Source organism: Finegoldia magna ATCC 53516, assembly GCF_000159695.1.
In the GTDB taxonomy this organism is placed as follows: Bacteria; Bacillota; Clostridia; order Tissierellales; family Peptoniphilaceae; genus Finegoldia; species Finegoldia magna_F.
This window is the reverse complement of record NZ_CM000955.1, coordinates 901,940-927,692: the sequence shown is the minus strand read 5'-3', so window position 1 is coordinate 927,692 and position 25,753 is coordinate 901,940. Positions and strand designations below refer to the sequence as shown.

Annotated in this window: 21 protein-coding genes; 16 read left to right on the top strand and 5 right to left on the bottom strand. The window is 33.0% G+C overall.

Annotated elements, in window-relative coordinates:
* Positions 1-142 precede the first annotated feature (142 nt).
* From HMPREF0391_RS04310 to HMPREF0391_RS04300, 3 genes are read left to right on the top strand one after another with little or no spacing between them, the layout of a single operon-like run.
* Positions 143-1,081, top strand: coding sequence for an ABC transporter ATP-binding protein (locus HMPREF0391_RS04310; RefSeq protein ID WP_035109301.1), 939 nt, complete (start codon positions 143-145; stop codon positions 1,079-1,081).
* Between the two features lies 1 nt (position 1,082).
* Complete coding sequence (locus tag HMPREF0391_RS04305; protein ID WP_002835674.1) at positions 1,083-2,180, top strand: ABC transporter permease; 1,098 nt, start codon at positions 1,083-1,085, stop codon at positions 2,178-2,180.
* On the top strand, positions 2,167-3,279 hold the full coding sequence (locus HMPREF0391_RS04300) for an ABC transporter permease (protein WP_002835673.1): 1,113 nt from the start codon (positions 2,167-2,169) through the stop codon (positions 3,277-3,279). The genes HMPREF0391_RS04305 and HMPREF0391_RS04300 overlap by 14 nt, the downstream gene beginning before the upstream one ends.
* A gap of 48 nt (positions 3,280-3,327) precedes the next feature.
* Here HMPREF0391_RS04300 and HMPREF0391_RS04295 read toward each other — a convergent pair whose 3' ends face one another.
* Both HMPREF0391_RS04295 and HMPREF0391_RS04290 read right to left on the bottom strand, forming a co-directional pair.
* On the bottom strand, positions 3,328-4,593 hold the full coding sequence (locus HMPREF0391_RS04295; protein ID WP_002835672.1) for a GntP family permease: 1,266 nt from the start codon (positions 4,591-4,593) through the stop codon (positions 3,328-3,330).
* 1 nt (position 4,594) lies between these two features.
* Positions 4,595-5,725 carry a glycerate kinase gene (locus HMPREF0391_RS04290; RefSeq protein WP_002835671.1) on the bottom strand — a complete coding sequence of 377 codons (1,131 nt, stop codon included), beginning with the start codon at positions 5,723-5,725 and terminating at the stop codon, positions 4,595-4,597.
* Between the two features lie 103 nt (positions 5,726-5,828).
* Here HMPREF0391_RS04290 and HMPREF0391_RS04285 point away from each other — a divergent pair, with 103 nt between their 5' ends.
* The gene (locus tag HMPREF0391_RS04285; protein ID WP_002835670.1) at positions 5,829-6,911 is read left to right on the top strand and encodes a CdaR family transcriptional regulator; all 1,083 of its coding nucleotides are present in this window, start codon (positions 5,829-5,831) and stop codon (positions 6,909-6,911) included.
* Positions 6,912-7,510: 599 nt separating this feature from the next.
* On the opposite strand, the gene HMPREF0391_RS04280 is transcribed toward HMPREF0391_RS04285, so the two are convergent.
* Positions 7,511-8,365 carry a YihY/virulence factor BrkB family protein gene (locus tag HMPREF0391_RS04280; protein ID WP_035109298.1) on the bottom strand — a complete coding sequence of 285 codons (855 nt, stop codon included), beginning with the start codon at positions 8,363-8,365 and terminating at the stop codon, positions 7,511-7,513.
* 3 nt (positions 8,366-8,368) lie between these two features.
* The gene (locus HMPREF0391_RS04275; protein WP_035109297.1) at positions 8,369-10,264 is read right to left on the bottom strand and encodes an alpha/beta hydrolase family protein; all 1,896 of its coding nucleotides are present in this window, start codon (positions 10,262-10,264) and stop codon (positions 8,369-8,371) included.
* 384 nt (positions 10,265-10,648) lie between these two features.
* Between HMPREF0391_RS04275 and HMPREF0391_RS04270 the strand changes: the two genes are divergently transcribed.
* From HMPREF0391_RS04270 to HMPREF0391_RS04255, 4 genes are all read left to right on the top strand, one after another.
* On the top strand, positions 10,649-11,248 hold the full coding sequence (locus HMPREF0391_RS04270; protein WP_002835667.1) for a hypothetical protein: 600 nt from the start codon (positions 10,649-10,651) through the stop codon (positions 11,246-11,248).
* A gap of 118 nt (positions 11,249-11,366) precedes the next feature.
* Positions 11,367-13,115, top strand: coding sequence for an ABC transporter ATP-binding protein (locus tag HMPREF0391_RS04265; protein ID WP_002835666.1), 1,749 nt, complete (start codon positions 11,367-11,369; stop codon positions 13,113-13,115).
* Positions 13,116-13,117: 2 nt separating this feature from the next.
* Positions 13,118-14,380: a GspE/PulE family protein gene (locus HMPREF0391_RS04260; protein ID WP_002835664.1), complete on the top strand. Its 1,263-nt coding sequence runs from the start codon at positions 13,118-13,120 to the stop codon at positions 14,378-14,380.
* Positions 14,370-15,461 (top strand): type II secretion system F family protein, encoded by a 1,092-nt coding sequence (locus HMPREF0391_RS04255; RefSeq protein WP_002835663.1) that lies wholly within the window; start codon positions 14,370-14,372, stop codon positions 15,459-15,461. The genes HMPREF0391_RS04260 and HMPREF0391_RS04255 overlap by 11 nt, the downstream gene beginning before the upstream one ends.
* A 171-nt stretch (positions 15,462-15,632) precedes the next feature.
* Here HMPREF0391_RS04255 and HMPREF0391_RS04250 read toward each other — a convergent pair whose 3' ends face one another.
* Positions 15,633-18,533, bottom strand: a complete 2,901-nt coding sequence (locus HMPREF0391_RS04250) for an insulinase family protein (protein ID WP_002835662.1) — start codon at positions 18,531-18,533, stop codon at positions 15,633-15,635.
* A 173-nt stretch (positions 18,534-18,706) separates the two neighbouring features.
* Here HMPREF0391_RS04250 and HMPREF0391_RS04245 point away from each other — a divergent pair, with 173 nt between their 5' ends.
* The 8 genes from HMPREF0391_RS04245 (at position 18,707) to HMPREF0391_RS04210 (ending at position 25,726) form a co-directional block, all read left to right on the top strand.
* Positions 18,707-19,468, top strand: a complete 762-nt coding sequence (locus HMPREF0391_RS04245) for an exodeoxyribonuclease III (RefSeq protein WP_002835661.1) — start codon at positions 18,707-18,709, stop codon at positions 19,466-19,468.
* A gap of 9 nt (positions 19,469-19,477) precedes the next feature.
* Complete coding sequence (locus tag HMPREF0391_RS04240) at positions 19,478-20,323, top strand: SDR family oxidoreductase (protein ID WP_002835660.1); 846 nt, start codon at positions 19,478-19,480, stop codon at positions 20,321-20,323.
* A gap of 36 nt (positions 20,324-20,359) precedes the next feature.
* On the top strand, positions 20,360-21,625 hold the full coding sequence (locus HMPREF0391_RS04235) for a dicarboxylate/amino acid:cation symporter (protein ID WP_035109294.1): 1,266 nt from the start codon (positions 20,360-20,362) through the stop codon (positions 21,623-21,625).
* Positions 21,626-21,712: 87 nt separating this feature from the next.
* Positions 21,713-22,396: a TVP38/TMEM64 family protein gene (locus HMPREF0391_RS04230; protein ID WP_002835658.1), complete on the top strand. Its 684-nt coding sequence runs from the start codon at positions 21,713-21,715 to the stop codon at positions 22,394-22,396.
* A gap of 32 nt (positions 22,397-22,428) precedes the next feature.
* Positions 22,429-23,232 (top strand): DUF169 domain-containing protein, encoded by an 804-nt coding sequence (locus HMPREF0391_RS04225; protein WP_002835656.1) that lies wholly within the window; start codon positions 22,429-22,431, stop codon positions 23,230-23,232.
* Between the two features lies 1 nt (position 23,233).
* Positions 23,234-24,199 (top strand): methionine ABC transporter ATP-binding protein, encoded by a 966-nt coding sequence (locus HMPREF0391_RS04220; protein ID WP_002835654.1) that lies wholly within the window; start codon positions 23,234-23,236, stop codon positions 24,197-24,199.
* Position 24,200: 1 nt separating this feature from the next.
* Complete coding sequence (locus tag HMPREF0391_RS04215; RefSeq protein ID WP_002835653.1) at positions 24,201-24,884, top strand: methionine ABC transporter permease; 684 nt, start codon at positions 24,201-24,203, stop codon at positions 24,882-24,884.
* An 8-nt stretch (positions 24,885-24,892) separates the two neighbouring features.
* Positions 24,893-25,726, top strand: coding sequence for a MetQ/NlpA family ABC transporter substrate-binding protein (locus tag HMPREF0391_RS04210; RefSeq protein ID WP_002835652.1), 834 nt, complete (start codon positions 24,893-24,895; stop codon positions 25,724-25,726).
* Positions 25,727-25,753 lie beyond the last annotated feature (27 nt).

Here is a 25,753-nt window from a genome sequence, read left to right as displayed (position 1 = left end):
GTTCTTTGTGCTGATTTTTTTGACAAATTTGTAGAATTTAGAGATTTTATAATTAATTTTGCGATTTGTTTACAAATTTTTTACACAGTAATGATTGATTAATTATATAATATAGATAGAAATAAAATTTATGGAGGATCTTATGGAAAACCTTATAGAGGTCAGAGGTCTTGTGAAAAAATACAAGGAACTCACTGCGGTCGATAATTTGGATTTGGACGTGAAAAAAGGAGAAATTCTGGGATTGCTTGGTCCAAACGGTAGTGGTAAATCCACGACTATCAATTGCATATTGTCGCTTTTGAAAAAAGATTCTGGAAGTGTGAAGATTTTCGGAAAAGAAATGTCTGCTGATGCTTATGATATCAAAAAAAGAATCGGCGTGGTATTTCAAGATGTGGCAGTGTATGATGAGTTGACTGTTTACGAAAACATCGACTACTTCTGTGGATTGTACATACAAGACAAATCTGAAAGAAATAAGCTTGTGAAAAGAGCGTTGGATTTGGTAAGTCTGAATGATTTTGTGAAGTTTAAGCCGAAAAAATTATCGGGAGGTTTACTAAGAAGACTGAACATAGCATGTGGAATTGCGCACAAACCTGAGATAATTATCCTAGATGAGCCGACAGTTGCTGTCGATCCACAATCTAGAAATAGAATTTTGGAAGGAATAAAAAAATTAAATGAAGATGGCTCAACGATAATTTACACATCACATTATATGGACGAAGTGGATTTCTTATGTGATGACATTGTGATTATTGACAAGGGCAAAGTTATCGCAAAAGGATCATCGGAACAACTCAAGAACATGATAGAAATGAATGAGAAGATAAGCTTCACAGCGAAAGAATTAAATGAAGATGTGATAGCTCAAATCAAATCTCTTCCTCATTTGATGAACTTTGAAAACAAGGACGACAATTTTAAGCTGAATTTTTCTCATGGAGATGGATATTTGATGAAACTTATCAAACTTTTGGATGAAAATAACATTCAGTACAGTTCTTTGAATGTCGAAAAGCCAAGTCTTAACGATGTTTTCTTGGAATTGACGGGCAAAGATTTGAGGGATTGATATGTTTTTACATTCATTTAAAAATACTTTTAAGTTACTTTTGAGACAAAAAGCGATGCTTTTCTGGGCGTTGTTGTTTCCGATTGTTTTGGGGATTTTCTTCAAACTCGCATTTGGAAATATCACAGAAAACAGCAAATTCAAAACTATTGATGTAGCAGTCAATGAAACTTTGATGCAAGATGATAATTTCAAAAACTTCATGAATGAGATGGAGGATGAAAAATATTTCAAGGTTGTGGAATCAAAAAACGAAGATATATTGAATACTAACGAAGATGTAAAAGCCTACATTGATTCAATGGATAAAATCTACACGAAAAAATCGGGAATTTCTGAGACAATCGTCGAAACTATTATGAATTCATATTCTCAAAAAGTATCCATGATAACTAAGATTATGCAGAAAAACCCTACGGCTGATATTGGGAAAATCTTAAATGTAGACGATCACATCAAAGACATTTCAAGAAAAAACATGGATCCTGTGAATGTGTTTTTCTACACGCTTTTGGGGATGACTACAATTTACGGATATATGTGGGGGCTTTTCGTTAGCTTCCAATACGAAGCGAACTTGTCTACAAATGCGAAGCGTAACGCAGTTTCTCCAACCAAAAAAAGCGTCATGCTTTCTGCATCAGTGCTAGTAAGCTGGATAATCAATTTTGCAATCACAGTTTTATTTATCGCGTATTTAAAATACGCACTTGGAGTTGGATTCGGAGATAGGATTGGAGCATTGATTGGACTTGCAAGTATTTCATCTCTTTGTGGAGTTACGTTTGGAATATTAATTGGAGTGTCCAACAAAGCAAGTCTTGATACAAAAATCGGAATGGGAATTGCAATAACTATGTTGATGTCGTTTTTGGCGGGAATGATGGTTCCAGAAATAAAAGTAATCATCGCAGAAAAGCTTCCAGTTATCAACAAAATCAATCCTGTTGCAGTCGTTACAGATGCGGTGTATTCGTTGTATTATTACGATTCAATGGCACGATTTAACAAAGACGTTATTAATCTTTTGATAATTACGGTTGTATTTGTCGTAGCGTCACTATTTTTCATGAGAGGTAAAGAGTATGAGAGTCTTTAAAAATTATTTTAAAATCACATGGGCACACAAAACTCCTATACTTTTGTACACGATAATTTTCTTCGTGTTGATGAGCTTTGCTATGAAGAATACTACACAAACTTCGTACAAACCAGTTGATGTAAATATATATGTGCAAGACAAAGCGAATACTAAACTGTCCAAATCTTTGTACGATTATTTGGACAAGAACGCCAAGATAAAAACAATGGACGAAAAAATCGTAGATGACAAACTTTTCTACGATATTATCAACGCGGCTGTAATTATCCCGGAAGATTTCGATAAAACGAGGGAAGTTTTGTACAAAGTCGCTCCGAATAATGCTTATGCGATGGATATCAAAGAAAAGATCAATATTTATCTAAGCCAAGTTAGTTCCTACGAAAAAAGTGGATTTACTGAAGATGAAGCTATAAAAAATGCGAATGATGATTTGGACAAAAAAATTGATGTCAGCATTAAAGAGGGAAGTGTAAATTCTAAAAAAGATAAATCCAAATTCTACTTTAACTTTTTAAATTACTTACTACTTGCGCAAGTGATATTAGTCGTTTCGAATATTGCTTTGGTCTACAAAAAACAGCCAATTCTTATGAGAAACAACGTGTCACCATGTCCAAGAACTAGGATTAATATGGAGTTGATGCTTGGTCACATAGTCACAGGACTTGTATTTTGGTTAATTTACATGATACTATTCTGCGTTTTGTACAAATACGATTTTACGAAGACTCACATCAATCTTATGATGCTTAATTCGTTTGTATTTACTATATCTGTGGTGTCGATGGCAGTGATGATATCAAGTGTAATTAAAAATTCTAACACAGTTCAAGGAGTAATGAACATCGTCTCACTTGGTTCGTCGTTTTTGTGTGGGGCGTTTGTTCCGCAAGAATTACTAGGGAAAACTGCTTTAACTATAGGTAGAATTTTCCCAGGATTTTACTACATTAGTAACAACGAAATTTTGGCAGAAAATCCAGAAATCTCGAAAATTCTTCCTAATCTTTTTATAATATTAGGATTTAGCGTAGTATTTATAGTGATTTCTGTTTTGGCAAAACCAAAAGGTAACGATAATATCAACAAATAAAAATAAGGCTATGAGTTGTGTGCTCATAGCCTTTACTTTTGAGAAAAATTATTTTGTAATTAAATATACTAGTACTGATGCGATTGTAGTCGTCAAACCTACGGCTGCTTCGTAAGGAATGATTTTTAATCTGTCAGCGATAGACATTTTGACAGATCCACCAGTTGCGTGGAAGAATGATCCGTGAGGAAGTGAGTCGATAACTGTCGCACCTGCATGAACCATAGCACCAGCATTTAGTGCAGTTACATTTGCATCGATCAATGATTTGGCGAATGTTTGTGAAGCTATTGTACTTCCTGCAGTTGTACTTGCTGTTGCACCACCCATTAAAATACCTGCTACTGGAGCAAGAATGAATGCTGGTAAATTAAATGCAGTAATCAAATTAATCATATCTGTTTGTAGTGTTGAATTTTTGATAATTCCTGCGATTGTTCCCGTACCGATTAAAAGCGCGCAAACGCCGATTATTTTTGAGAAACCGTAGTTGACATATTCTTTGGTGTTCTTAGTTTCTTTTGTAGCCAATAAGCACACGAATCCTCCCAATGGAAGTGCAATCAACGGGTCGATTGTGATTTTCGCGATTGGTCTAAGTGCCAATAAAACAATTACAGTAACAGGCCCTATAATTGATGCGAAGAAACTTGGCAAGTTTGTTCTTTCAGAAGATTCCAAATCACTTGAATCTATGACATCAGTTTTTCTTTTTGCCAAAGCCATTGCGATAATAATCGTAACGATTAATGCACAAATTGCTGGAATGATATTCACATACATCAAAGATGTAAGATTTAATTTGAAGCCTTCAGCAGTTGCAATAGTGTTTGGGTTAGGGCTGATTACATTACCCGCTTTTCCTCCACCAATCATAGCCAATAAAATGCTTGATTTGGAAAGATTTGATTTCTTACCAACAGCAAGTGCGATTGGCGCACAAGTGATAACTGAAATGTCTATGAAAACTCCGACAGCACAGATAATCATCGTAGAAATCGCGATAGCAATCAAAGCTTTTTGTTCGCCTAATTTTTTGATAATCGTGTCGGCGATTTTTTCTGCGGCGCCCGTTTTAACCAAACAGCCCGCCAAAATACCACTTGTCATAATTCTTAGAACTGAACTCATCATTGATTCAGAACCTTTTACCATGGCAGATACTGTTCCCACAAGTCCGCCTCCACCGATAAGTCCACCAACCAAAGCGCCTATGATAAGTGCGTAAGTTGCGTGGAAGTTTTTAATGATTAGAAAAATTGATAACGCTAAGCCGATCAATGCTCCAATCGTTGAAAATGTTACGTTGTCCATACTACCTCCATAAATTTATTAATTTCATTACTTGGTCAACACTTCTGTACAAGTTTTCTTCTGAAACTTTTTTGTCCATAGCTTCATTTGTGCTCATACATTTATTTAAAATAGGGAAGAATGCATCGATTCCTCTATCGTTAACTGAGACTGCATCGTTATCGCAAACGCCACAAAAAGCGATGACTTTTTTATTGTATTTTTTCGCTGCATTAGCAATTCCTACTGGAGTTTTTCCCATAGATGTTTGGAAATCCATCTTGCCTTCACCGGTGATAATCAAATCGGAATTTTTGATTAACTCATCTGCGCCAAGCATTTCTAGAATGATTTCAATCCCTGGTTTCAATTCTGCATTCAAATAATTTTTTAAAGCGTAACCTAAACCACCAGCAGCACCTGCTCCTTCAATCGTATCATTTGCATCTGGAATAACTTTTTTTGTAACTTCGTGATATTTGCCAAGAAGTTTATCCAATTCTTCAACTTGTTTTGGACTTGCACCTTTTTGTGGGGCAAATACCCTTGCCGAACCGCGTTCTCCACACAATGGATTGTCCACATCACAAGCTATTTGGAATGTACATTCTTTAAGTCTTGCATCGAAATTATCCAAATCAATTGTTTCCAAATCGATAATTCCGATTGGACCGTTTGAGATTTCGATTCCGTCTTCGTCAAAAAATCGTGCTCCCAAACTTCGAAGCATTCCCATGCCACCATCTGTAGTTGCAGATCCGCCGATTCCAATGATAAATTCTCTGATATTTTTATCCAAAGCGTCCTTTATCATATCTCCAACTCCAAATGTCGTAGCATTCATTGGATCCAAATTGTCCTTTATAAGCGTAAGTCCGCTGGATTCACTCATTTCCATAATTGCAAGTTTATCATCAACGATTAAATATCTAGCTGTGTGATGTTCCATCAAAGGATTATGTACATCGACTTCAACTATTTTAGCGTTTTTAATATCCTTTAATGAATCAATAGTTCCTTCTCCACCATCAGCAACAGGTTTTACTATCACCTTGTTTGAAGGATCTTGTTCACAAGCTTTTTTGATGATTTCTCCTGCTTCCAAAGAACTCAAACTGCCTTTAAAAGAGTCTATCAATACTAATATATTCATAACAACCTCCTACCTCAATTTTATAACAAACGATTGCACAAATGTATGTTTTATGTAATAATAATGTTAAATGAACAAATAAATTTATTATTATGGAGAACAAATGAGAATTTCTGATCACACTGCAAAAATGATAGTTGAAAAATTAAAAGATGTAATTGATTACGATTTGAACTTTTTCGACCAAGAAGGATATATTATTTATTCTACAAATTCAAATAGAATTGGCACTTATCACGAAGCTGCGAAGGAATGCGTAAAGCAAAACAAAACGATTTTTGTCGATAATGAGAAAGAATATGTCGGAGCAAAAAAGGGCATTAATATCCCAGTTACAATCGACGGAGAAATCATAGCCGTTATCGGAATTACTGGAAACAAAGACGAAGTTATGAAATACGGTAACATCATCAAAAAAATGACCGAAATACTAGTCAAAGAACAACTCGTTGAGAAAAACAAACTCAAGAAAAAGGACATGAACAAGTATTTGTTTGAGAGTTTGATAAATGAGTTGGACGATTACGGATTGTATAGATATTTGGAAAGTGAAGACGAAAAATACGTAATAGTCGGCAAAAATTCCGAAAGCAGATTTTTGTTGAAAGATTCCGATCAAATTTATAAAATCTTGGAAAACAATTTGTCTAATAATTTCGTCTACAGCGTGTTTTATGGAGAAATTGTAATTCTTGCCAATAACGTAGACAAGATTATCATAAAGAAAAAACTTGATAAAATTAGAAACCAAATTCACGATGCCATAGATAGTAGGGTGTATTTTGGAATTAGCGGTTCATTCAAAATGATTAACCAATTTAAGAAAAATTACGATAATTGCATGGTTGCATTGGATTGGTTGGATAATTTGCAAAGAAAAGACTGCGTTGTGGATTATTCCACGTTGGATTTGGGAATTTTGCTTGGAAGTATCAAAAAAGATAGAATCAAAAAATTTAAAGAAGTCGTGTTGAAAGATATTTCCGACGAAGATTACAATATTTACAAAGATTTGATAAAAATTTATGCGACAAATAATCAAAGCATAACAAAATGTGCGGAGGATTTGTTCGTACACAAAAACACCGTTCAGTACAGGCTGAATAAACTCAGGGATATTACAGGACTTGACCCTAGAAATGTAGAAGATTTTATCAGGTTGTATTTGGCTTTTATATTGAATTAGAAAATTATTATTGGCACATTTCATTGAAACAATGAAGTGCAAGCCATCTATGTTTTACAGAGACAATAAAACACAAAAAATCGTAAACCACTCATCTGTCTACAAATATTGCTAAAGGTAGCTTCAAGATATACGAAAATAGACAAACCGATATGAACGAATATCTAGACTACGCAAATAAATAAATTCTAAGCTTGTGAATCTAAAATTGTGAACTCGCCTTCGGCTCAGACAGCACAATTTTTTTACGATTCACTTCGCTTGAATTTATACTTATTTTCTCCGTATGATATTCTAACCGTATCGGTTTGTCTATTTTTATTTCATATATTTACATATTGCTTGACATCAAGATTTTAAAGGTACAATAAAACACAAAAACTCGTAAACCGCTCATCTGTCTACAAAAATTGAAAAATTCATCGCTCATGAAACTGAAATCGAAAGCCTCGCTGACGCTCAGACAGTGCGATTTTTTAACATTTCATTTCGCTTGAATTTAGAATAATTTTTTCCTAATGATTCGCTTGTTTACGATGTTTTTGGTTTGTTTCAATTTATTATTGTCAAAGCTTATACTCTACTTATTTCAGTTAATTCTAAGTCGAATAAATAACGCCTCTTTTAACTTGGTCGTAGTTTGCGGTTATTTCTGCTGAAATCAAGATTATTTGTGAAGATAAGTTAATCCACACAAAAAGTGCGAATACGCCTACCAATGGACCGTAGGTCAAGGACATATTCGAAATGTTGGAAACGTAGAACGAATACAACAATGTAATTAAAAGCCATCCGATGGTTGCGATAGTTCCTCCTAGCATTGCGGATTTCCATTTGATACTTCTTGTAGAATCGAAATCTGGTGCGAATTTGTATAGTAATGTGAATCCAAAAATCATGGATACGATAGGGATTAAATATCTGAAAAATTGTGCGAAGTAAGGTATTCGTATTTTCATATATTGCTCAATTAGATTTAAAATCAAACCACCAAATGCGATAAATACCAATGTCACCATCAACAATAAAAGTAGTACCACGGTGAACAGAATGCTTTTGAGTTGTGTTTTCAAAAATCCGTTTTCGCTTCTCACATCAAATGCTTTGTTCATAGCTTTGATTAAAGATTTCAAAGCTTTAGAACTAGACCACAACGCCACCAACAAAGAGATGGAAAGTACAGATGAGGATCTGTTACTTATAATCGTGTTGATTAATGTCATTAGTATATTTCTCGTTTCAGAGGGAATTACTTCCATCCATTTGAAAATCAAATCAAGTTTACTAGCAGCAACCATCAATACAATATTCAATAAAACTATTAGAAATGGCACCAAGCTCATTATAAAATGATAGGTTGTCTGTGCGCTTAATAATGGGATTTGGTCTTCTTTTATTGATTGCAATAATTTTTTGAAGAACAAATTCTTTTTTTCTTTTTTCTGTTTTTTCATCATCTACCTCAAATATTCATCAAACCAATCGCAGATTTCTTTTAATCTTCTGATTCTGTTTTTAGGTTTTCCAGAACGTGAAAGTTCGTGGTTTTCTCCGTAAAACATCACAAACCTTGTTTGTGTGTTGTTAAGTTTCAAAGCTTGAAACATTTGCATTCCTTCAGACACCGGACATCTGTAATCTTTTGTGGAATGAATAAAAAGAGTTGGAGTGTGTGCATTTTTTGCGTATTTTAGCGGAGATTTGTCCCACAATTTATCATAATCATCTAACACTGTTTCAGTGTGGTTTTGATCCGTTCCAAAATAATATCCAATATCCGAAATCAAACTGAAAGAAATCCAATTTGAAATCGAGCGTTGACTTACAAAACAATCGAATCTGTTAGTGTGAGTCATCATCCAATTTGCCATGAATCCTCCGTAAGATCCTCCGGTGTAGCCAAGTTTGTCGATAGGGTATTTGTCCATAACAATATCTGTGAATTTCATCAAATCTGAATAATCTACATCTCCGTATTTTCCTCTTATATCCATAAATTCATTTCCATATCCGTCACTTCCACGTGGATTTGTATAGAAAACGAAGTATCCTTTAGAAGACAGTAATTCCATTTCATGGAACAATACTTCACCGAAAACAGTTTTTGGACCGCCGTGTACGGACAAAACGCCTGGATATTTTTTATTTTTATCGTAATCTTTTGGGTAAATTACCCAGCCTGTGAATGAATTACCATCATTTTCAAACGTAAACTTGTCTTTTTTGCTTATATGATATTCGTCATTATTCAAATGAGTTAGTTGTTCTCCATTTAATTTGTAAACTTCTTGTCCGTGATTTTCAGATATCAAAACGTAGTACACATCATCGTTTTTCACAGAAATCATATTGATAGAATTGTTCGTGGAGAAAATCTTATCGAAGTTGTGATTCTTATCCATTCTCAAAATCGCACTGCCATATCCATCCAAAATCACAAAATACATGTAGTCGTCAGTCTTTTCGATTTGACTACCTGAAGAATATTTCAAATCACAACCGATAGAATTATACAAACAATAGTGATCTTTGTTTAGTTTAATCGCTTTGTTGCCTGCAACTTTGTAGATTTCACAGTCTTGGTTCAGTCCGTGTTCTTTTCCATCTGTAGCGAGAATTACGATATCGTCGTTGAAATATTTCACAGACATTATCATGAAACCTTGTAAAATCACGGACTCTTTTCCGGATTTCAAATCGTATTCAACTAAATCATCTTCGATTTTCATAACATTTTCGTAAGAATTTCTCGCGAAAACAAGTTTTGATTTGTCATCATTGATGTCGACAGATGAAATATTTGAAAATTCGTCTGTCAGAATATCCATTTTGTCGATGCTTGGAAAATATCTTGCAAGTCTAGTTCTTTTTTTGTCGGTAAATCCAACTGCATTTTCAAAATAGGGAAGTTCTGTCAAAACTTCGACATCTTCGTTTTTTTCTTCTTCTGTGATTTTATTCATCTCATGATGTCTATCGAATTCGTATTTTAGGATAAAAGAATCTTCCAATTCGAAAATAATTTCACAGTTTTTTAAATCGATGTCGAACTCTTTTACAGCTTCTCCACCATTAACAGGAAGTCTGTAAAAAGACGTCGTGTCAGAATCTTCTTCTTTTTCAGAATTTCTAACAATCAATAAATCTCCATCACTCAATTCAAAAAATGAAGAGTCTTTGTCGGAACTCGTGAAGTTTTTATTGTCTCCGATTTTGTGAATATTTGAATCGTATTTGTTATCTTTTATATTAGCTGTGGTCGTAACACAGAAAATATCGTCTGAATTTTTTAAAGCTTTTAACTTTGAAATAAATGTAAAGTCTTTAAATGAATCGTAATCGAAATATTTCATATAACTCTCCTTCATTTATATATTAAGATAATTATAGCATAACAGGCTGCGACGATATACTTTAGGAAAAGTAATACATTGAAAATGAATTGAATTTTAATGTAAGTATTTTGAAAGTTCGATTATATTTATTAACTGAGTGTTAAATAAATTTATCGAATATACATTTCAAATAAGTTATACAAATTTTTTCCACAAAATTTGACGATAATTTGTGGAAAAAATTTGGCTTATTTCAAGATATCCACAAAGTTATCCACATTATCCACATTTATCCACAAAAACTTACCAACAATTTGGGATAAAATATCGTGAATAATTTTTGAATATCAATTGAATAATTTATAGTTTTTTTATGGTATTATATATGAGAGGTGAAAACGAATGAAATTGGACGAAGATTTTTCAGATATAAAACAAAGAATTATGATGAATTTGAAGACAAGAAACCTGTATTTTAAGACGTTTAGTGAATGTGAGAAACTTTTGAATATTGATTTGATGCAGTTACAAAAAAAAGGTGCATTTCCTACAGAAGAATTGTACAAATCAGAACTTCGAAAGGTGAACAACTACATCGAAGATTTTTCTAATGTGAGTATAGCGAATAAATTAATAGAATTTGTGTATTACTTTTTGTTGATAACTTCTGTTGGACTTGCTACCAATCTAATCAGAAATTTCTTAGGATTGGAATTTAAACAAATTTCAGTGTCTGCAGTTATACTTTATTTGACGATGTTTGCAGCTGTAATTGCAACTCCGATTATAATTTCCAGAAAAGAAAAGAGATTTCATGACAGTAAATTCAGATACATTTTGATTGCTATATCAGCGATTGGAATTGTTTTGTTTTCATATTTTTCGATTTTTTCAGGACCTGTTAAGCAAAACTTATTCACACTTAATATTTTTATTTACATTTTAATATTGGTAGGATTTTTTGCAATTACAATATTAATGAAAAAATTATCCACAAAATAAATCGGCCGCCAAGTTTGAAATCAGATTGATTTTAAATTGGGCGGTTTGTTTCTTATGTAAAATAATTTAATGTGCTATAATTATTTTATTGGTTAATTTTAAAAGAAAGGATACAAATATGAAAAGAAATCTTAATCTGATAAAAAGAGTTATGCCTTATTTTAAAAAATACAAATTCATTTTGATGTTTGATTTGTTCTGCGCGGCACTTACGACACTTACGGATATGGTGTTGCCGATGATTTTGAGAAGACTAACAAATGCAGGGCTTGGAACATACACTTTGACACGAGAAATGATTTTCAGAATGGCGGCTTTGCTTTTAGTAATCAAAATAATTGATTTGTTAGCTGGATATTATATGACAAAAACTGGTCACATAATGGGAGCAAAGATTGAAACGGACATGAGATACGATGTGTTCCAACATTTGCAAAAACTTTCCGATTCGTATTTTAACGAAACAAAAGTCGGACAAATTATGGCTAGAATCACATCGGATTTGTTCGATATAACAGAATTTTCGCATCACTGTCCAGAAGAATATTTCATTGGACTTATCAAAATAATAGTTTCATTTGTAATTTTAGTTAGATTGAACGCGTTGTTGACGGTGATTTTGTTCTTATCAATTCCACTTATGATTGTGTTTGCATCCAAATACAACAGAAGAATGAGAAAAGGGTTCAAAGAACAAAAACACCACATTGGAGTGTTGAATGCAGACATCGAAGACAGTTTGCTAGGGGTTAAAGTTGTAAAATCATTCGCGAATGAAGATGTCGAAATCGAAAAATTCCAAAAAGGAAACAAGAAATTCTTGGATATAAAATCAGAAACTTACGCATCTATGGCTGGATTTAACACGATAACAAAGGCGTTTGATGGAATAATGTACATTATCGTGGTTTTATTCGGTGGACTTTTCTTAGTCGAAGGGAAGATGAGTAGCGGGGACATCGTAGCGTTCATCCTATACGTTCAAACGCTACTTACAACAGTGAGAAGAATTGTAGAATTTACGGAACAATTCCAACGTGGAATGACTGGTATTGAAAGATTTACAGAAATCATGGATCAAGATATCGAAATTTTCGACGACGAAGACGCTGTGGATTTGAAAAATGTCAAAGGCAAAATCGAAATCAAAGATGTAAGCTTCAAATACAATAATAACAGCGAAAATGTGTTGAACAATATTTCATTTACGATAAATCCTGGACAAAAAGTTGCATTGGTTGGACCTTCTGGTGGAGGAAAAACGACGTTGTGCAATTTGATTCCAAGGTTTTACGATGTAGAAGACGGAGAAATTTTGGTGGAAGGAATTGACGTTCGCAAAATCAAACTTCAATCACTTCGTTCTAATATCGGAATGGTTCAACAAGATGTGTATTTGTTCAGTGGAACTGTCAGAGAAAATATTTTGTACGGAAAACCAGATGCGACAGAACAAGAAGTAATAGACGCAGCAAAAGCAGCGGGAGCGTACGATTTTATAATGAACTTGGAAAATGGATTTGACACTTATGTTGGAGAACGTGGAGTAATGTTATCAGGTGGTCAAAAACAAAGAATTTCAATCGCGAGAGTTTTCTTGAAAAACCCACCGATTTTGATATTAGACGAAGCGACATCAGCGCTTGATAACAAGAGCGAATTTATCGTGCAAGAATCGTTGGAAAACTTGGCAAAAGGAAGAAGTTCACTTACAATCGCCCACAGACTTACAACAGTTCAAAACGCAGATTTGATTTTGGTGTTGACTGAAGAGGGAATAATCGAACGAGGAACGCACCAAGAATTAATGGAACAAAAAGGATATTATTATAATTTGTACACACAAGGTGGAAGATTATTGGTGTAAATATGAAAGATATCAACTGCAATGCAGTTGGTATTTTTTTGTTTGTAGATAGATTTAATTATTTTAATGATATAATTAAATTAGATATATACAAGGAGACAACAATGGAAATCAACGATAATATTTTATTTGTAAATTCTATAATTGATGATGCAATTAGGAAAAATTCCAGCGATATTCACATCGAACCATTCGAAGAAAATGTCAGGATTAGATTCAGAATCAATGGGAGTTTGGTGGAATACAAAACTGTAGACAAGAGTATGCATTCGAAGATAATTACTAGAATTAAAATAATGAGTGAGCTTGATATCGCAGAAAAGAGACTTCCACAAGACGGAAGAATTACATATACTTACGAAAATTCCAAGATTGATCTTAGAATTAGTATTATCAACACAATTCATGGGCAAAAATGCGTTATCAGAATTTTGAATCCAGAATCTTTTAAAATCGGTATTCAAAATCTTGGGATTTCTGAAAATGAACAACGAATGATTGAAGGATTTACGAAATTTGAAAATGGAATGGTGTTGATTTGTGGGCCGACAGGAAGTGGCAAAACTACGACGCTTTACACAATGCTAGAAAGTGAAAACACAATCGACAAAAATATTATCACGATTGAAAATCCAGTTGAGTACAATATTTTTGGAATAAATCAAATTCAAATTAACGAAAAAATCGGGCTGAGATTTGACAATACATTGAAGTTTGTACTTAGACAAGACCCATCCGTAATAATGGTCGGTGAAATCAGAGATTTGGAAACAGCGAAACTTGCAATCAGAGCGTCAATCACAGGACACAAAGTTTATTCAACAATTCATACAGACGACTGCTATCAATCGATTATCAGGCTGATGGATATGGGAATTGAAGATTACATGATAAGAGCATCACTCAAAGTTGTCATCGCGCAAAGATTGGTCAGAAAATTGTGCCCTCATTGTAAGAAAAAAGTCACGCCAACTCCTTCACAAATGGAAGTTTTCAGATCAAACGGATTAAATCCAACTGAAATTTATGAGCCAGGAAGCTGCGATGAATGTAGTTCCGGTTACGACGGAAGAATGGCTGTAATGCAAATATTAAAAATCGACGATGATTTGAGAAATTTAATCAAAAAAGATATGAATTTAAAATCCTTGAAAAACTACAGCGAGGAAAATCACATCGACAGTTTATTCAAAAAAGCGTTAATTCAAGTAGCTAAGGGAAACACTTCATTTGACGAAGCGATGAGGTTGTACAATGAAGATTGACAGTTTATTAAAAGAAGATAGTATATTGAAAAAGGAAATAAACTTCAAAGTTTCGAAGAAAAAACTGTTTTTGTTTTTGAGGCAATTTTCAATTCTTCTGAACGCCAAGATTCCAATCATCGAAATAATTAATTTACTTAAAGAACAAAAAGAATTCAAACAACTTAAACCAAGCTTGGACAAAGTTTCTGAGAATTTGAACAACGGCATGAGTGTGTCGGAAAGTTTCGCAAATGACAAAAACTTCGATATGTTTTTTACCTCAATGATTAAACTCGGAGAAGAAAGTGGAAGGCTAGATAAAGTCGTCTACGATTTGAGTAAATATTACGAGAGAACCTACGATATCAACAAAAAAGTTCAAAACGCGATGATTTATCCGATAATTTTGACCGTCACTGGGATTGTAATGCTGATATTTATGCTCAAAAACGTCATTCCTACATTTGTAGATTTGTTCGAAAGTTCTGACATGGTATTGCCGCTGTCTACAAGAATTTTAATTTCAGTATCCACTGCGATAAATGAAAAAGGATTATTAATTCTAATGATTTTAGTTTTACTAATAGCGGGGATTATCATTGCGTATCGAAGGACGAAATTTGGATATTACCTGGACAAATTCAAAACGACCAAATCAATTTTTGGAAAACAAAGAAAAATCGTAATCTCATCAGAAATTGCGAGAAGTTTGAGCATAACTCACAAAAACTCCATGACGATTTTGGACGGACTTATTATAATTCAAAAATCCATGAAAAACAAATACTACAAACAAGAACTTTCCGATATTTTCAGAGAAATAGAATCTGGAGAATATACGCTTGAAGAAGCATTCAATAAAAGGAAAATCACTCCGCAAGTGTTCAACTCCATGTTAAAAGTTGCAGAAAACACGGGAGAATTGGGAGATATTTTCGAAAAATTGTCTGAATTTTACGACGGGGAAGTAGAATATGCAATCAAATCATTCATAAGCATACTAGAGCCAATGCTCATAATATTCATGGCAATAATCGTTGGATTTATAGTAATTTCCATCACCATTCCGATGTTTGATGTGATAAATTCGTTTAATTAAAAAAATACTGATATAAGAAATATTTAACACTCATGCACGAATATCATAGGATAGTTGTTCGTGCATGAGTTTTTTCAATTTTTCTATTTTAAGTTTTAGCATATTTTGGCATGAAAAAACCCCTCCATCCGTATTCCGGATTTTGGGGTTCAGGTCAATATGCCCTCAATTTTATTCCACGTTTATTATTTTGTCGAAAAGATTTGCATCTTCGTCGATTTTTGTGTCGTTACCTACAACTACTAGGTGGTTTTCTTTCATTGCTTTTTTGATTATTTCAGCAAATTGTTTCAAATCATCCACAGTTGTGTGTAGCATATTTTCAAGATAATTTTCATAATCTTCTATCGTTCTTCCGGACAAATACATGTTGATCGAACGGCTTCCTTTTGTGAATGTAGTCATCGGTGGGTTGAATTGGTTTACAGTTCCTATGATGAATTGTTTCATTTCTTTTTCATCGAAGTTCATGTTTTCAACAAATTTGTCGATTTGATCGTAAATATCGATTGTGTTTTTGATGTTAGGATCTCTGTAGGAATATACGTACAATATTCCATTCAAGCTTACGCTCATTCCAACTCCGTAAGCGCCGCCTTTTGCACGGACTTCGTTGTATAAGAATGAAGTGTTTAGTATATTTGTCAACACGGTTATTTTGGAATTGTATTCAAATCCGTATTTTTTCAAATCAGCTGATTTGACAACGTAATTCACATTTGATGAAGTCTTGTATGCTTCTTTTAATTTGAAGAATTTTGTTGGAGAAGATTTGATGTCGATGTCTTCTGTGTTCATTTTAGCAATCAACAATTTTTGTAATTTGTCGAAGAATTTGTTTGCAGAATCTTTCTCATTGATTATGCTTACAATCATATCGTTTGAATTTACGATTTTTTCGTAGTAATCTTTTAATTTCTTCAACGTGATGTCTGCTTTTTCGTCGAAATCATTCAAAACATCGCACAATTTTTCGTAGTAGCTAATTCCTGAACATTCATCTTCTAACACGCTTTTTTCTGAGAATGATGCCATTGATCTTGTCAATGCGAATTGGTTTCCAGCTTCAAGTATTCTCGTTTTGTATTCTTGTTTTAGGTTTTGAAGGATGTTCTTGAATCTATTTTTGTCTTCGAATTTCACATTGAACAAGTATTCTTCCAAGATTTTGATACATTCGTCTTCTGTTTTTTCTATTGTTTTGAAGCTGAACACAAATTTGGATTTCAAATCTTGGCCGTTTTTTGTATTGTTCAAATGAATTGCAGTGAATATTCCACCTGATGCAAGATATGTTTGAGTGTATAATTTTTTGTAGTCGTAATTTGTAGTGTCGCTAAGTCCAATATAATCGGATAAAAGTGACAAATAGAAGTAATCTTTTTGAGAGAACTTCGACAAATCAAACATAAATGATGCGTAATGAATGTTTGATGTGAACAGACTTGGATTTAAGAATGTGTAGTTGTCGATTTTCTTTTCAATTCTTTCAACATCTTCAAGTTTTGCGTCAATATCGGAAAGTTCCAATGTAGGAATAGTATCTTTTTGTTCTTTTGTGTCTTCTTCTGATTGGAATTGTTCCAATTTCTTGTTTAAGTCTACTAATTCATTCAACTCTTCATCGGACAAACTTTCCTTGTATTGTTTCAACTTTTCCTTGACTTCGTTGTCTTTTTTCAAATTAAGACCAGGCGTTGCCTTCAAAGATAAAATTAATTTGAAATTGTTGTTCAATAATTTCTCTTCGATGAATTTTTCGTAATAATCAGTGTCGATTAATTTTCTGCATTCAGCTAGAGTTTCTGAGAATTGCAATTGGTCGTAGTAGCTATCTGAGTACATAAAACTTAAAGCTGATTTTAAGAAATATATGACTCCTTTTGTGTGGAAACTTCCTGCTTCTTTTAAATCGTATTCTAATTTGTTAAGAGTTGAAGTAAGCTCGTCCTTGTCGATTCCGTTTTTTACGATGTTTTCTAATTCTCTTTTAACCAATGCTTCAAACTTTTCGGTGTTTTTTACATTTGAATTCTCAGCGATAACGCCCATTGTGATTTCTTGACCGTAAGATGATACGTTTTCGACAGATTCACAGATATTTTCTTGTAATAATTTTTCTTTGATTATTGCAGATTCGTTGGAGAACAATACATCACTTAAAATAGTTGATACGAATGCGTCTTTTACATTTGTGATGTGTCCGACATTTGCAGCATATACCAATACATCTTTTCCGTCAGGATTTTCGTCTTTTGATATGTTGTATTCGACTTCGACTTTTTTAGTTTCTTCAAATGGTTTTTGGTAAGGAATGTCTGAGTCGATTTTTTTGTAATCATATTCTTCCAAATATTCTGACAGATGATCTAATTCTTCTTCGATATTTCCATTTCCGTAGAAATAAATGAACGAATTTGATGGGTGGTAGTATTTGTCGTGGAATTCCAAGAATTTTTCGTAAGTTAAATCTGGAATGTTGTAAGGATTACCACCAGATGAATGCGCGTAAGTTGTGTCTGGGTACAAATATTTGAACAATTCATCGAAAATAATCGTATAAATTGAACTGTAAGCGCCTTTCATTTCGTTGTACACAACACCGTTGTATTTGATATCATCGTCGATATTTTTAATTTCGTAGTGCCATCCTTCTTGATAGAAAATATTTTTCTTTTCGTAAACAATTGGATTGAACACCGCATCCAAATAAACGTCCACGAGATTTTTGAAATCCTTGGCGTTACGACTTGCGACAGGATAGCAAGTTTTATCGGGATAAGTTATCGCATTCAAAAAAGTTTGTAGCGATGATTTTACCAAATCCATAAATGGTTCACGAGTTGTGTATTTTTTGGAGCCGTTTAATACTGAATGCTCCATTATGTGAGCGACACCTGTGCTGTCTTGTGGAATTGTCTTGAATGCGATTGAAAATACTTTGTTTTCGTCGTCGTTAGCGAGCTTCAAAACTTTTGCTTTTGTCTTTTCGTGTTCGAAAAGAAATGCAGTAGAATTGATGTCTGACAATTCTCTTGTATCTATTAATTTAAAATTTTTATAATCTTGCATAAAAATCTCCTTTTTTCTTTTTAATATATTATATCAAATTGCGAAAACTTAACAAAATTATAAATTTATTAAATTTTCGTTTATTTGGGTATAAATAATTGTTCGCTACATTCACAATTATCATTTTTTAGAAGTGTATATGATATAATAAATAACAAATAAGAGGTGAGAATATGAAATTAATATCATGGAATGTTAACGGATACAGAGCCGTGTGGAAAAAAGGATTTAAGGAAGCATTTGATAGTTTGAATGCGGATATTTTTTGTTTGCAAGAAATCAAAATGAAAGAAAATCAAATGACTGACGAAATGGAAATAGAAGGCTATCACAGATATTCTTATTCAGCTAATAAGGCTGGATATTCTGGAACTTTGGTCTACACAAAAACTGAGCCAATAGGTGTAAGTTTTGGAATTGGAATTGATGAACACGACACTGAAGGACGTGTGATTACTTGCGAATACGAAGATTTTTTCTTGGTGAATGTATACACTCCGAACTCCAAACAAAAATTAGAACGCTTGGACTATAGAATGGTGTGGGAAGATGAATTCCACAATTATTTGAATATTTTAAGAGATAGAAAACCTGTAATTGTGTGTGGGGATTTGAATGTCGCTCACAACGAAATTGATTTGAAAAATCCACAATCAAACAGACGTTCAGCAGGATTTACCGATGAAGAAAGAAACAAAATGTCACTTTTGTTAAACGATGGATACATCGACACGTTCAGATATTTTTATCCGGACAAAACAGATGAGTATTCTTATTGGTCTTATTTCGCAAAGGCGAGAGAAAGAAATGCTGGATGGAGAATTGATTATTTCATAGTAAGTGACGATTTGAAGGACAATCTTGTGGATGCGAAAATTCACCAAAGCATAATGGGATCAGACCATTGTCCAGTTGAATTGGAAATAAATTTTTAAGGAGAAGTTATGACTAGAAATAGAATTTGGATAAGTGGAGCAGATGGAAAGATTGGAAAAGTATTACAGAAATATTTGGATCCATTGGAAGATGAAGTCTTAGCAACGGATAAATACATCGTAGACATTGTAAATTCCGATGAAACTTCCATATTTGCCAGAAGAAATAGACCGAATGTAATCATAAATTGTTCTGCACTTACAGACCCTGTCGCTTGTCAAGAAAATCCAGATGAAGCTTTCAGAGTAAATGCTTTGGGAGCTAGAAACATGGCGGTTGCAGCGAACACTGTGGATGCGAAAATAATTCACATGTCTGCTGATGATGTGTTCAGTGGACAATCCAGAAGTGCCTACAGAGAATACGACACTCCACACCCAACGACAATGTATGGAAAAAGCAAATTGATGGGAGAAAATTTCGTAAGAGAATTCAGCGTAAAACATTTTATTTTGAGAACAAGTTGGTTATTCTCTCCAGTAAATCACAGGGTAGAAGATATTATTAAAGAAGCACAACAAACAGGAAAAGTTTTGGTTCCTAAGGCTCAATATTCTTCTCCGACAAGCGCATATCAATTAGCGGAATTTATCGCGAAATTGATGGATACTTACGATTACGGGATTTATCACGCATCATGTGAGGGAGTTGCTAGTAGAAAAGATTTTGCAGAAGAAATTTTGAGGATAAAAGGAATTGATGCAGAAGTTATCGAAGATGAAAACTTGAGAATTGAAGGTCACAGGCCAGATTTTACAGCTTTGGAAAACTTCTTACTGAACACTTCTCAAATTTACAAATTCACAGATTGGCAAACTTCGCTTGAAAAATATATCGAAAAAAATAATTTGTAATTTTAAAACTGAATTTTAAGAAAAGGAAAGATGTTTATGAAACAAAAGAAAAAAATGGGACTGACAACTCAAATATTCATTGGATTATTCCTGGGATTGTTGGTCGGAATAGTTTTTAATCTATTTGTTCCTTCATCATATATAAAAGATACCATTTTAGTTAATGGAGTATTCGATGTATTGGGGCAAGGATTTATTAGATTAATGCAAATGCTTGTTGTTCCATTGGTGTTCTTCTCACTTGTAACTGGCGCGATGAGCATGGGAGATACGAAAAAATTAGGAAAAATTGGAGTCAAAACACTTGTGTTTTATTTGTTTACAACTGCTTTGGCGATAACTTTGGCGCTTTTGTTGGCATCATTTATCAAGCCTGGAGTTGGGATTGATCTTAGCAAGGTAAGTCAAGCTGCACAAACAGATCCAGCGAAGGCAGTTTCAATCAAGGAAACTGTGTTGAATTTAATTCCTACAAATCCAATTCAAGCCATGGCTGAAGGAAATATGTTGCAAATAATTTTCTTCGCGTTGTTAGTTGGAATTATTTTGGCGAATTTGGGAGAAAAAGCACACAACGTTGCAAATATTTGCGAAGAGTTCAACGACATTATGATGGATATGACTATGATTGTTATGAAGTTTGCTCCAATTGGTGTATTTGCACTTATCACTAAGACTTTTGCAACATTGGGATTATCTGCAATATTGTCAATGTTAAAATACATGCTTACAGTAATTCTGGGATTGGGTTTGCAACTTTTCTTAGTTTACATGGTTTTATTGACGATTTTTGCAAAAGTAAATCCATTCAAATTCTTGAAGAAATTCTTCCCAGTGTTGGGATTTGCATTCTCCACATCATCTTCAAATGCAACAGTGCCAATGAATATAAACAAATTGGAAGAACTTGGAGTTAGTAGAAAAATTTCTTCGTTCACAATTCCACTTGGAGCGACAATCAACATGGACGGAACTGCAATCATGCAAGGAGTTGCAGTGGTGTTTGCAGCGAATGCATACGGAATGCAATTGACTCCACAAAATTTCTTGACAGTAATCGCAGCATCGACACTTGCATCAGTCGGCACTGCGGGAATTCCATCTGTAGGATTGATTACACTTTCGATGGTGTTTAATTCAATCGGGCTTCCGATTTCTGCGATTGCAATGATAATGGGGATAGACAGAATTTTGGATATGATTAGAACTGCGATAAATATCACAGGAGATGCTGTATGCACAGTTATCGTCGCAAATGGAGCTGGTGAAGAATATTTTGATAGAAAAAAATTTAATTCGTAAATTATAATAAGATATAAACACTTATAGAATATTTCAATAAGTGTTTATTTTTTTATCTGATATAATTGATTATAAGGAGGGATTATTTTGAAATTAGAAAATAAACATATTAAAAAAATTGTCGTAATTCTCATTGTGGTTCTTGCGTTTGTATTCATAAAACCACTCAGAGAAGGCGTAACGAACATGTCAAAAGCTTTTAAAGATCTTGAAAGTGTAAAAGCATACATCAGATCGTTCGGAAAGACTGCGGTTATAATTTCATTCTTGATGATGATTCTTCAATCAATTGCAGCGCCAATTCCAGCTTTCTTCATTACATTTTCTAATGCAGCTATTTGGGGATGGGTTAGAGGAAGTATATTGTCATGGACATCTGCAATGGCAGGAGCAGCGCTTTGTTTTGGAATTGCGAGATTTTTGGGAAGAGATATCGCAGAAAAATTTGCAACAAAAGGAGCTTTGAAGGAAGTAGAAGGATTCTTCGACAGATATGGGAAGAACGCAATTTTGGTCGCAAGACTTTTGCCATTCGTACCATTCGATCCGATAAGCTATGCGGCAGGATTGACTCCAATGGGATTTTGGGAATTTTTCATCGCGACAGGAATAGGACAACTTCCTGCTACTTTGATTTATTCTTACGCAGCAAGTAAATCGACAAATCCATCTACTTGGGTAAAAGGACTTATAATTTTATTCGGAGTGTTTGCGCTTGGAATGTTGATGAAGAGAATTTATAACGATAAACAAGCAAAGAAAAATATATAAAATAGTATTATCGCTAAGAATAAGGGGTTAAGATGTCAAAAGCAAAAATTGAATATTATAGTAAAAAAATAAATTCAGCTATACTAGCAGAGGCAATTCTACCAAATCTAAAGAGAAAGATAGTAGCTGTTAAATTTCTAAAAAATAAGAATGATTATGATCGATACAAAGCAGTAGAATTGAGAAAGCCAATTAACTATTGTCAAATGATAAAAGCTGCAAGTTCTGGTAATATAGTAAAAGCTACAGAGAAAGATTTTTTATGTAAAAGTGGTGCACTAGCTTTGGGATTGTTGGATGTAGATGAAAAGAATTCAAATGGAGAAAATTGGGCTAGACTAGGATTACATGAGAGTAGTAAAATTAGTTCAGAGGTAAGAAAAAATTCAGGGTTTTTGGCTGAAAAAAATTATGCAGTATTGATAGGTTCTGCATCAAGTTTTCCAGATAATCCAGATGTATATATTATTATTTTAGAACCTTATAGCGCAATGCGTGTAGTTCAGGGATATACTTATCATTATGGAAGAAATAACAATATTAGTCTTGTAGGGAACATGGCAATTTGTCAAGAATCTACCGCTAATCAAATGCTTAACAAAGATATAAATATTTCTATGCTGTGCGTAGGTACTAGACACAAGGCTGGTTGGAAAGATAATGAAATGTCGATAGGTATTCATCGTGATAAGTTTAACAAAACCATAGATGGAATATTCCAGACAATAAATATAATGGAAGATGACAAAAACAAGAAATTGATAGTTGATAATTTAAAAAAAATAGGTATAGAATATCCGATAAAATATTCATACAACTATTATATGGATGTATAAGATGATAGAGATTAAAAACTTAAAAAAAAGCTATGATGGAGAAAAAAATGTTATTAATGACTTATCTTTAGTCATAGAAGATGAAATAACATTCGGATTGATAGGAAATAGTGGTGCAGGAAAGACAACATTATTAAATTGTTTGACAGGGTTAGAAACATATGATGAAGGTTCAATATTAATTGATGGTATAGACATTACAGGTCTTGAACAAGAAAAATCGAGAGAATTTAGGGGGAAAGTTGGTGTCGTTTTTCAAGATTTTTGCCTATTAAATAGGAAAAATGTGTTTGAAAATATAGCCTTACCAATGAGGTGTTGGAATTATTCAGAAGAAGATATAAAAAAAAGAGTTGAATTAATGGCGAAACTTGTTGGAATTGAAGATAAATTATTATTTCGACCAAAGGAATTAAGTGGAGGTCAAAAACAAAGGGTAGCCATAGCAAGAGCTTTAGTATTACAACCAAAATATTTATTATGTGATGAAGCAACGTCATCCCTAGATCCAAAAACAACCAACTCTATTTTAAAGCTGTTAAAAAAGATACAACAAGAAATGAAAGTAACTATTATCATCGTTACTCATGAAATGGATGTATTGGAAAAAGCTTGTAATAAGATAGGGCTATTAAAAGATGGAAAAATTATTAAAACAGGATATACAAGGGATCTATTGTTAAGTGGAGATAAAGATATTAACACATTCATATATGATAAAACTAAAACCAATGAAAATGAAACAGAAATAATTATAAAAGTTCCATATTCAAATAATGAATTACTGTTAATAAATGATAAATTATCTGGTTTTGATGTTCCTTTTAAACTTGAGAATATAAAAAAGATCGAATTAGATAACGAGAATATTATTTTAATAAAAATTATCGTATCAAATGAAAGAATAAAGGAAGCAGTAACTGCTTTAAATAATGAAAAACTTAATTATGAAATAGAGGGATATTAATATGATTTATACTTTAAGTTTTTTGGGAGATACAGACTTAATAAGATATATGCCGAAAGTTATTATACCAGCAATTATTGAAACTCTAACTATGGTTATTGTTTCAGCGATTTTTTCGATAATTTTTGGAATAATTTTTGGTATTATTTTGTTTATTACGGATATCAATGGATTGAAACCAAATAAAATTATAAATGCAATTCTAGGTAAAATAACTGATATATTAAGAGCTTTTCCTATTATGATATTAATAGTTGCCCTTACGCCGATTACAAGAGCAATTTTAGGTAGTAAAATTGGCATTGTACCGGCAATTTTTACAATAACCATTGGATGTATACCTTTTGCAACTAGGATGGCAGAAAATGCATTTAGCACAGTAGATAATGGAGTAATTAAAGCTTCAAAAGTTTTCGGAGCAACTGATTTTCAAATTATAACAAAAGTGATATTAGTCGAAGCGCTTCCGAGTTTAATACAAAATTACACAATAATGATAATTAATTTATTAAACATGTCAGCTATTGCGGGAGCCGTAGGAGCTGGAGGATTAGGGGCTGTAGCTCTAACTTATGGCTATCAAAGATTTGATTATGCAATTATGTATTTTATAGTTATATTACTTATTTTATTAGTTATGGTTATTCAAAAAATAGGAAATATAATGTATAATAAGGTAAAATAGGAGGTAATATGAAAAATAAATTTTTAAAAGTTGTATTATTAGCTACATTAATGATTTTGCTTGTAGCTTGTGGAAAAAAAACACAAAATAATTCAGGAGAAATGAATAAAGAAAAAGTTGTAATAGGAGGTACTGCATTATCTCAAGTATATTATGAACCATTAGCCGAAAAATACAAGGAAATGGGATATAAAACAGAATTCAAGATGTTTGATTCTAATCAAATACCATTAGAAGCATTACAAAACGGAGATATAGATATTTCTATAGCTCAACATAAAAAATATGTTATGAGTTTTAATAAAAATAATAATGCTGATTTGGATTTAGTAAAGCCATATGGTATGTATACAGGAATTGGACTATATTCAGAAAAATATAGTAAAATTGAAGATATTCCAGAAAATGGAAGCATTGCTATTATGAATGATGCGATGAATGAAAATATTGCTTTGAGAATATTAGAAAAATCTGGTTTGATTAAAATTGATCAAAATGCAAAGCTTGCAACTGTAGCGGATATAGTAGAAAATAAAAAGAATTTAAAAATAAAAGAAATTGAACAAGCTCAATTAGTTTCTAGTTTATCGGATGTTGATGCAGCGTGTATTTTCTTTACACATATGTCTAATGCCAAAAAAGACCCATCAAAGTATCTTGCTCGTGATGATGAAATGATAAATTATCCTATGGGACCTTTTGTAAAGAAAGAGAATGTCAATGCAAAATGGGCAGTGGACTTTGCAAAATGTTATAGAGATAAAGATGTACAAGAAAAAATAAAGCAATTATTCCCAGGAGTATTTGAATTTTATACTGATGATAGTCAAGTTAGTGAATAAGAAAAATGTGAACTAAGAAAACTTAGT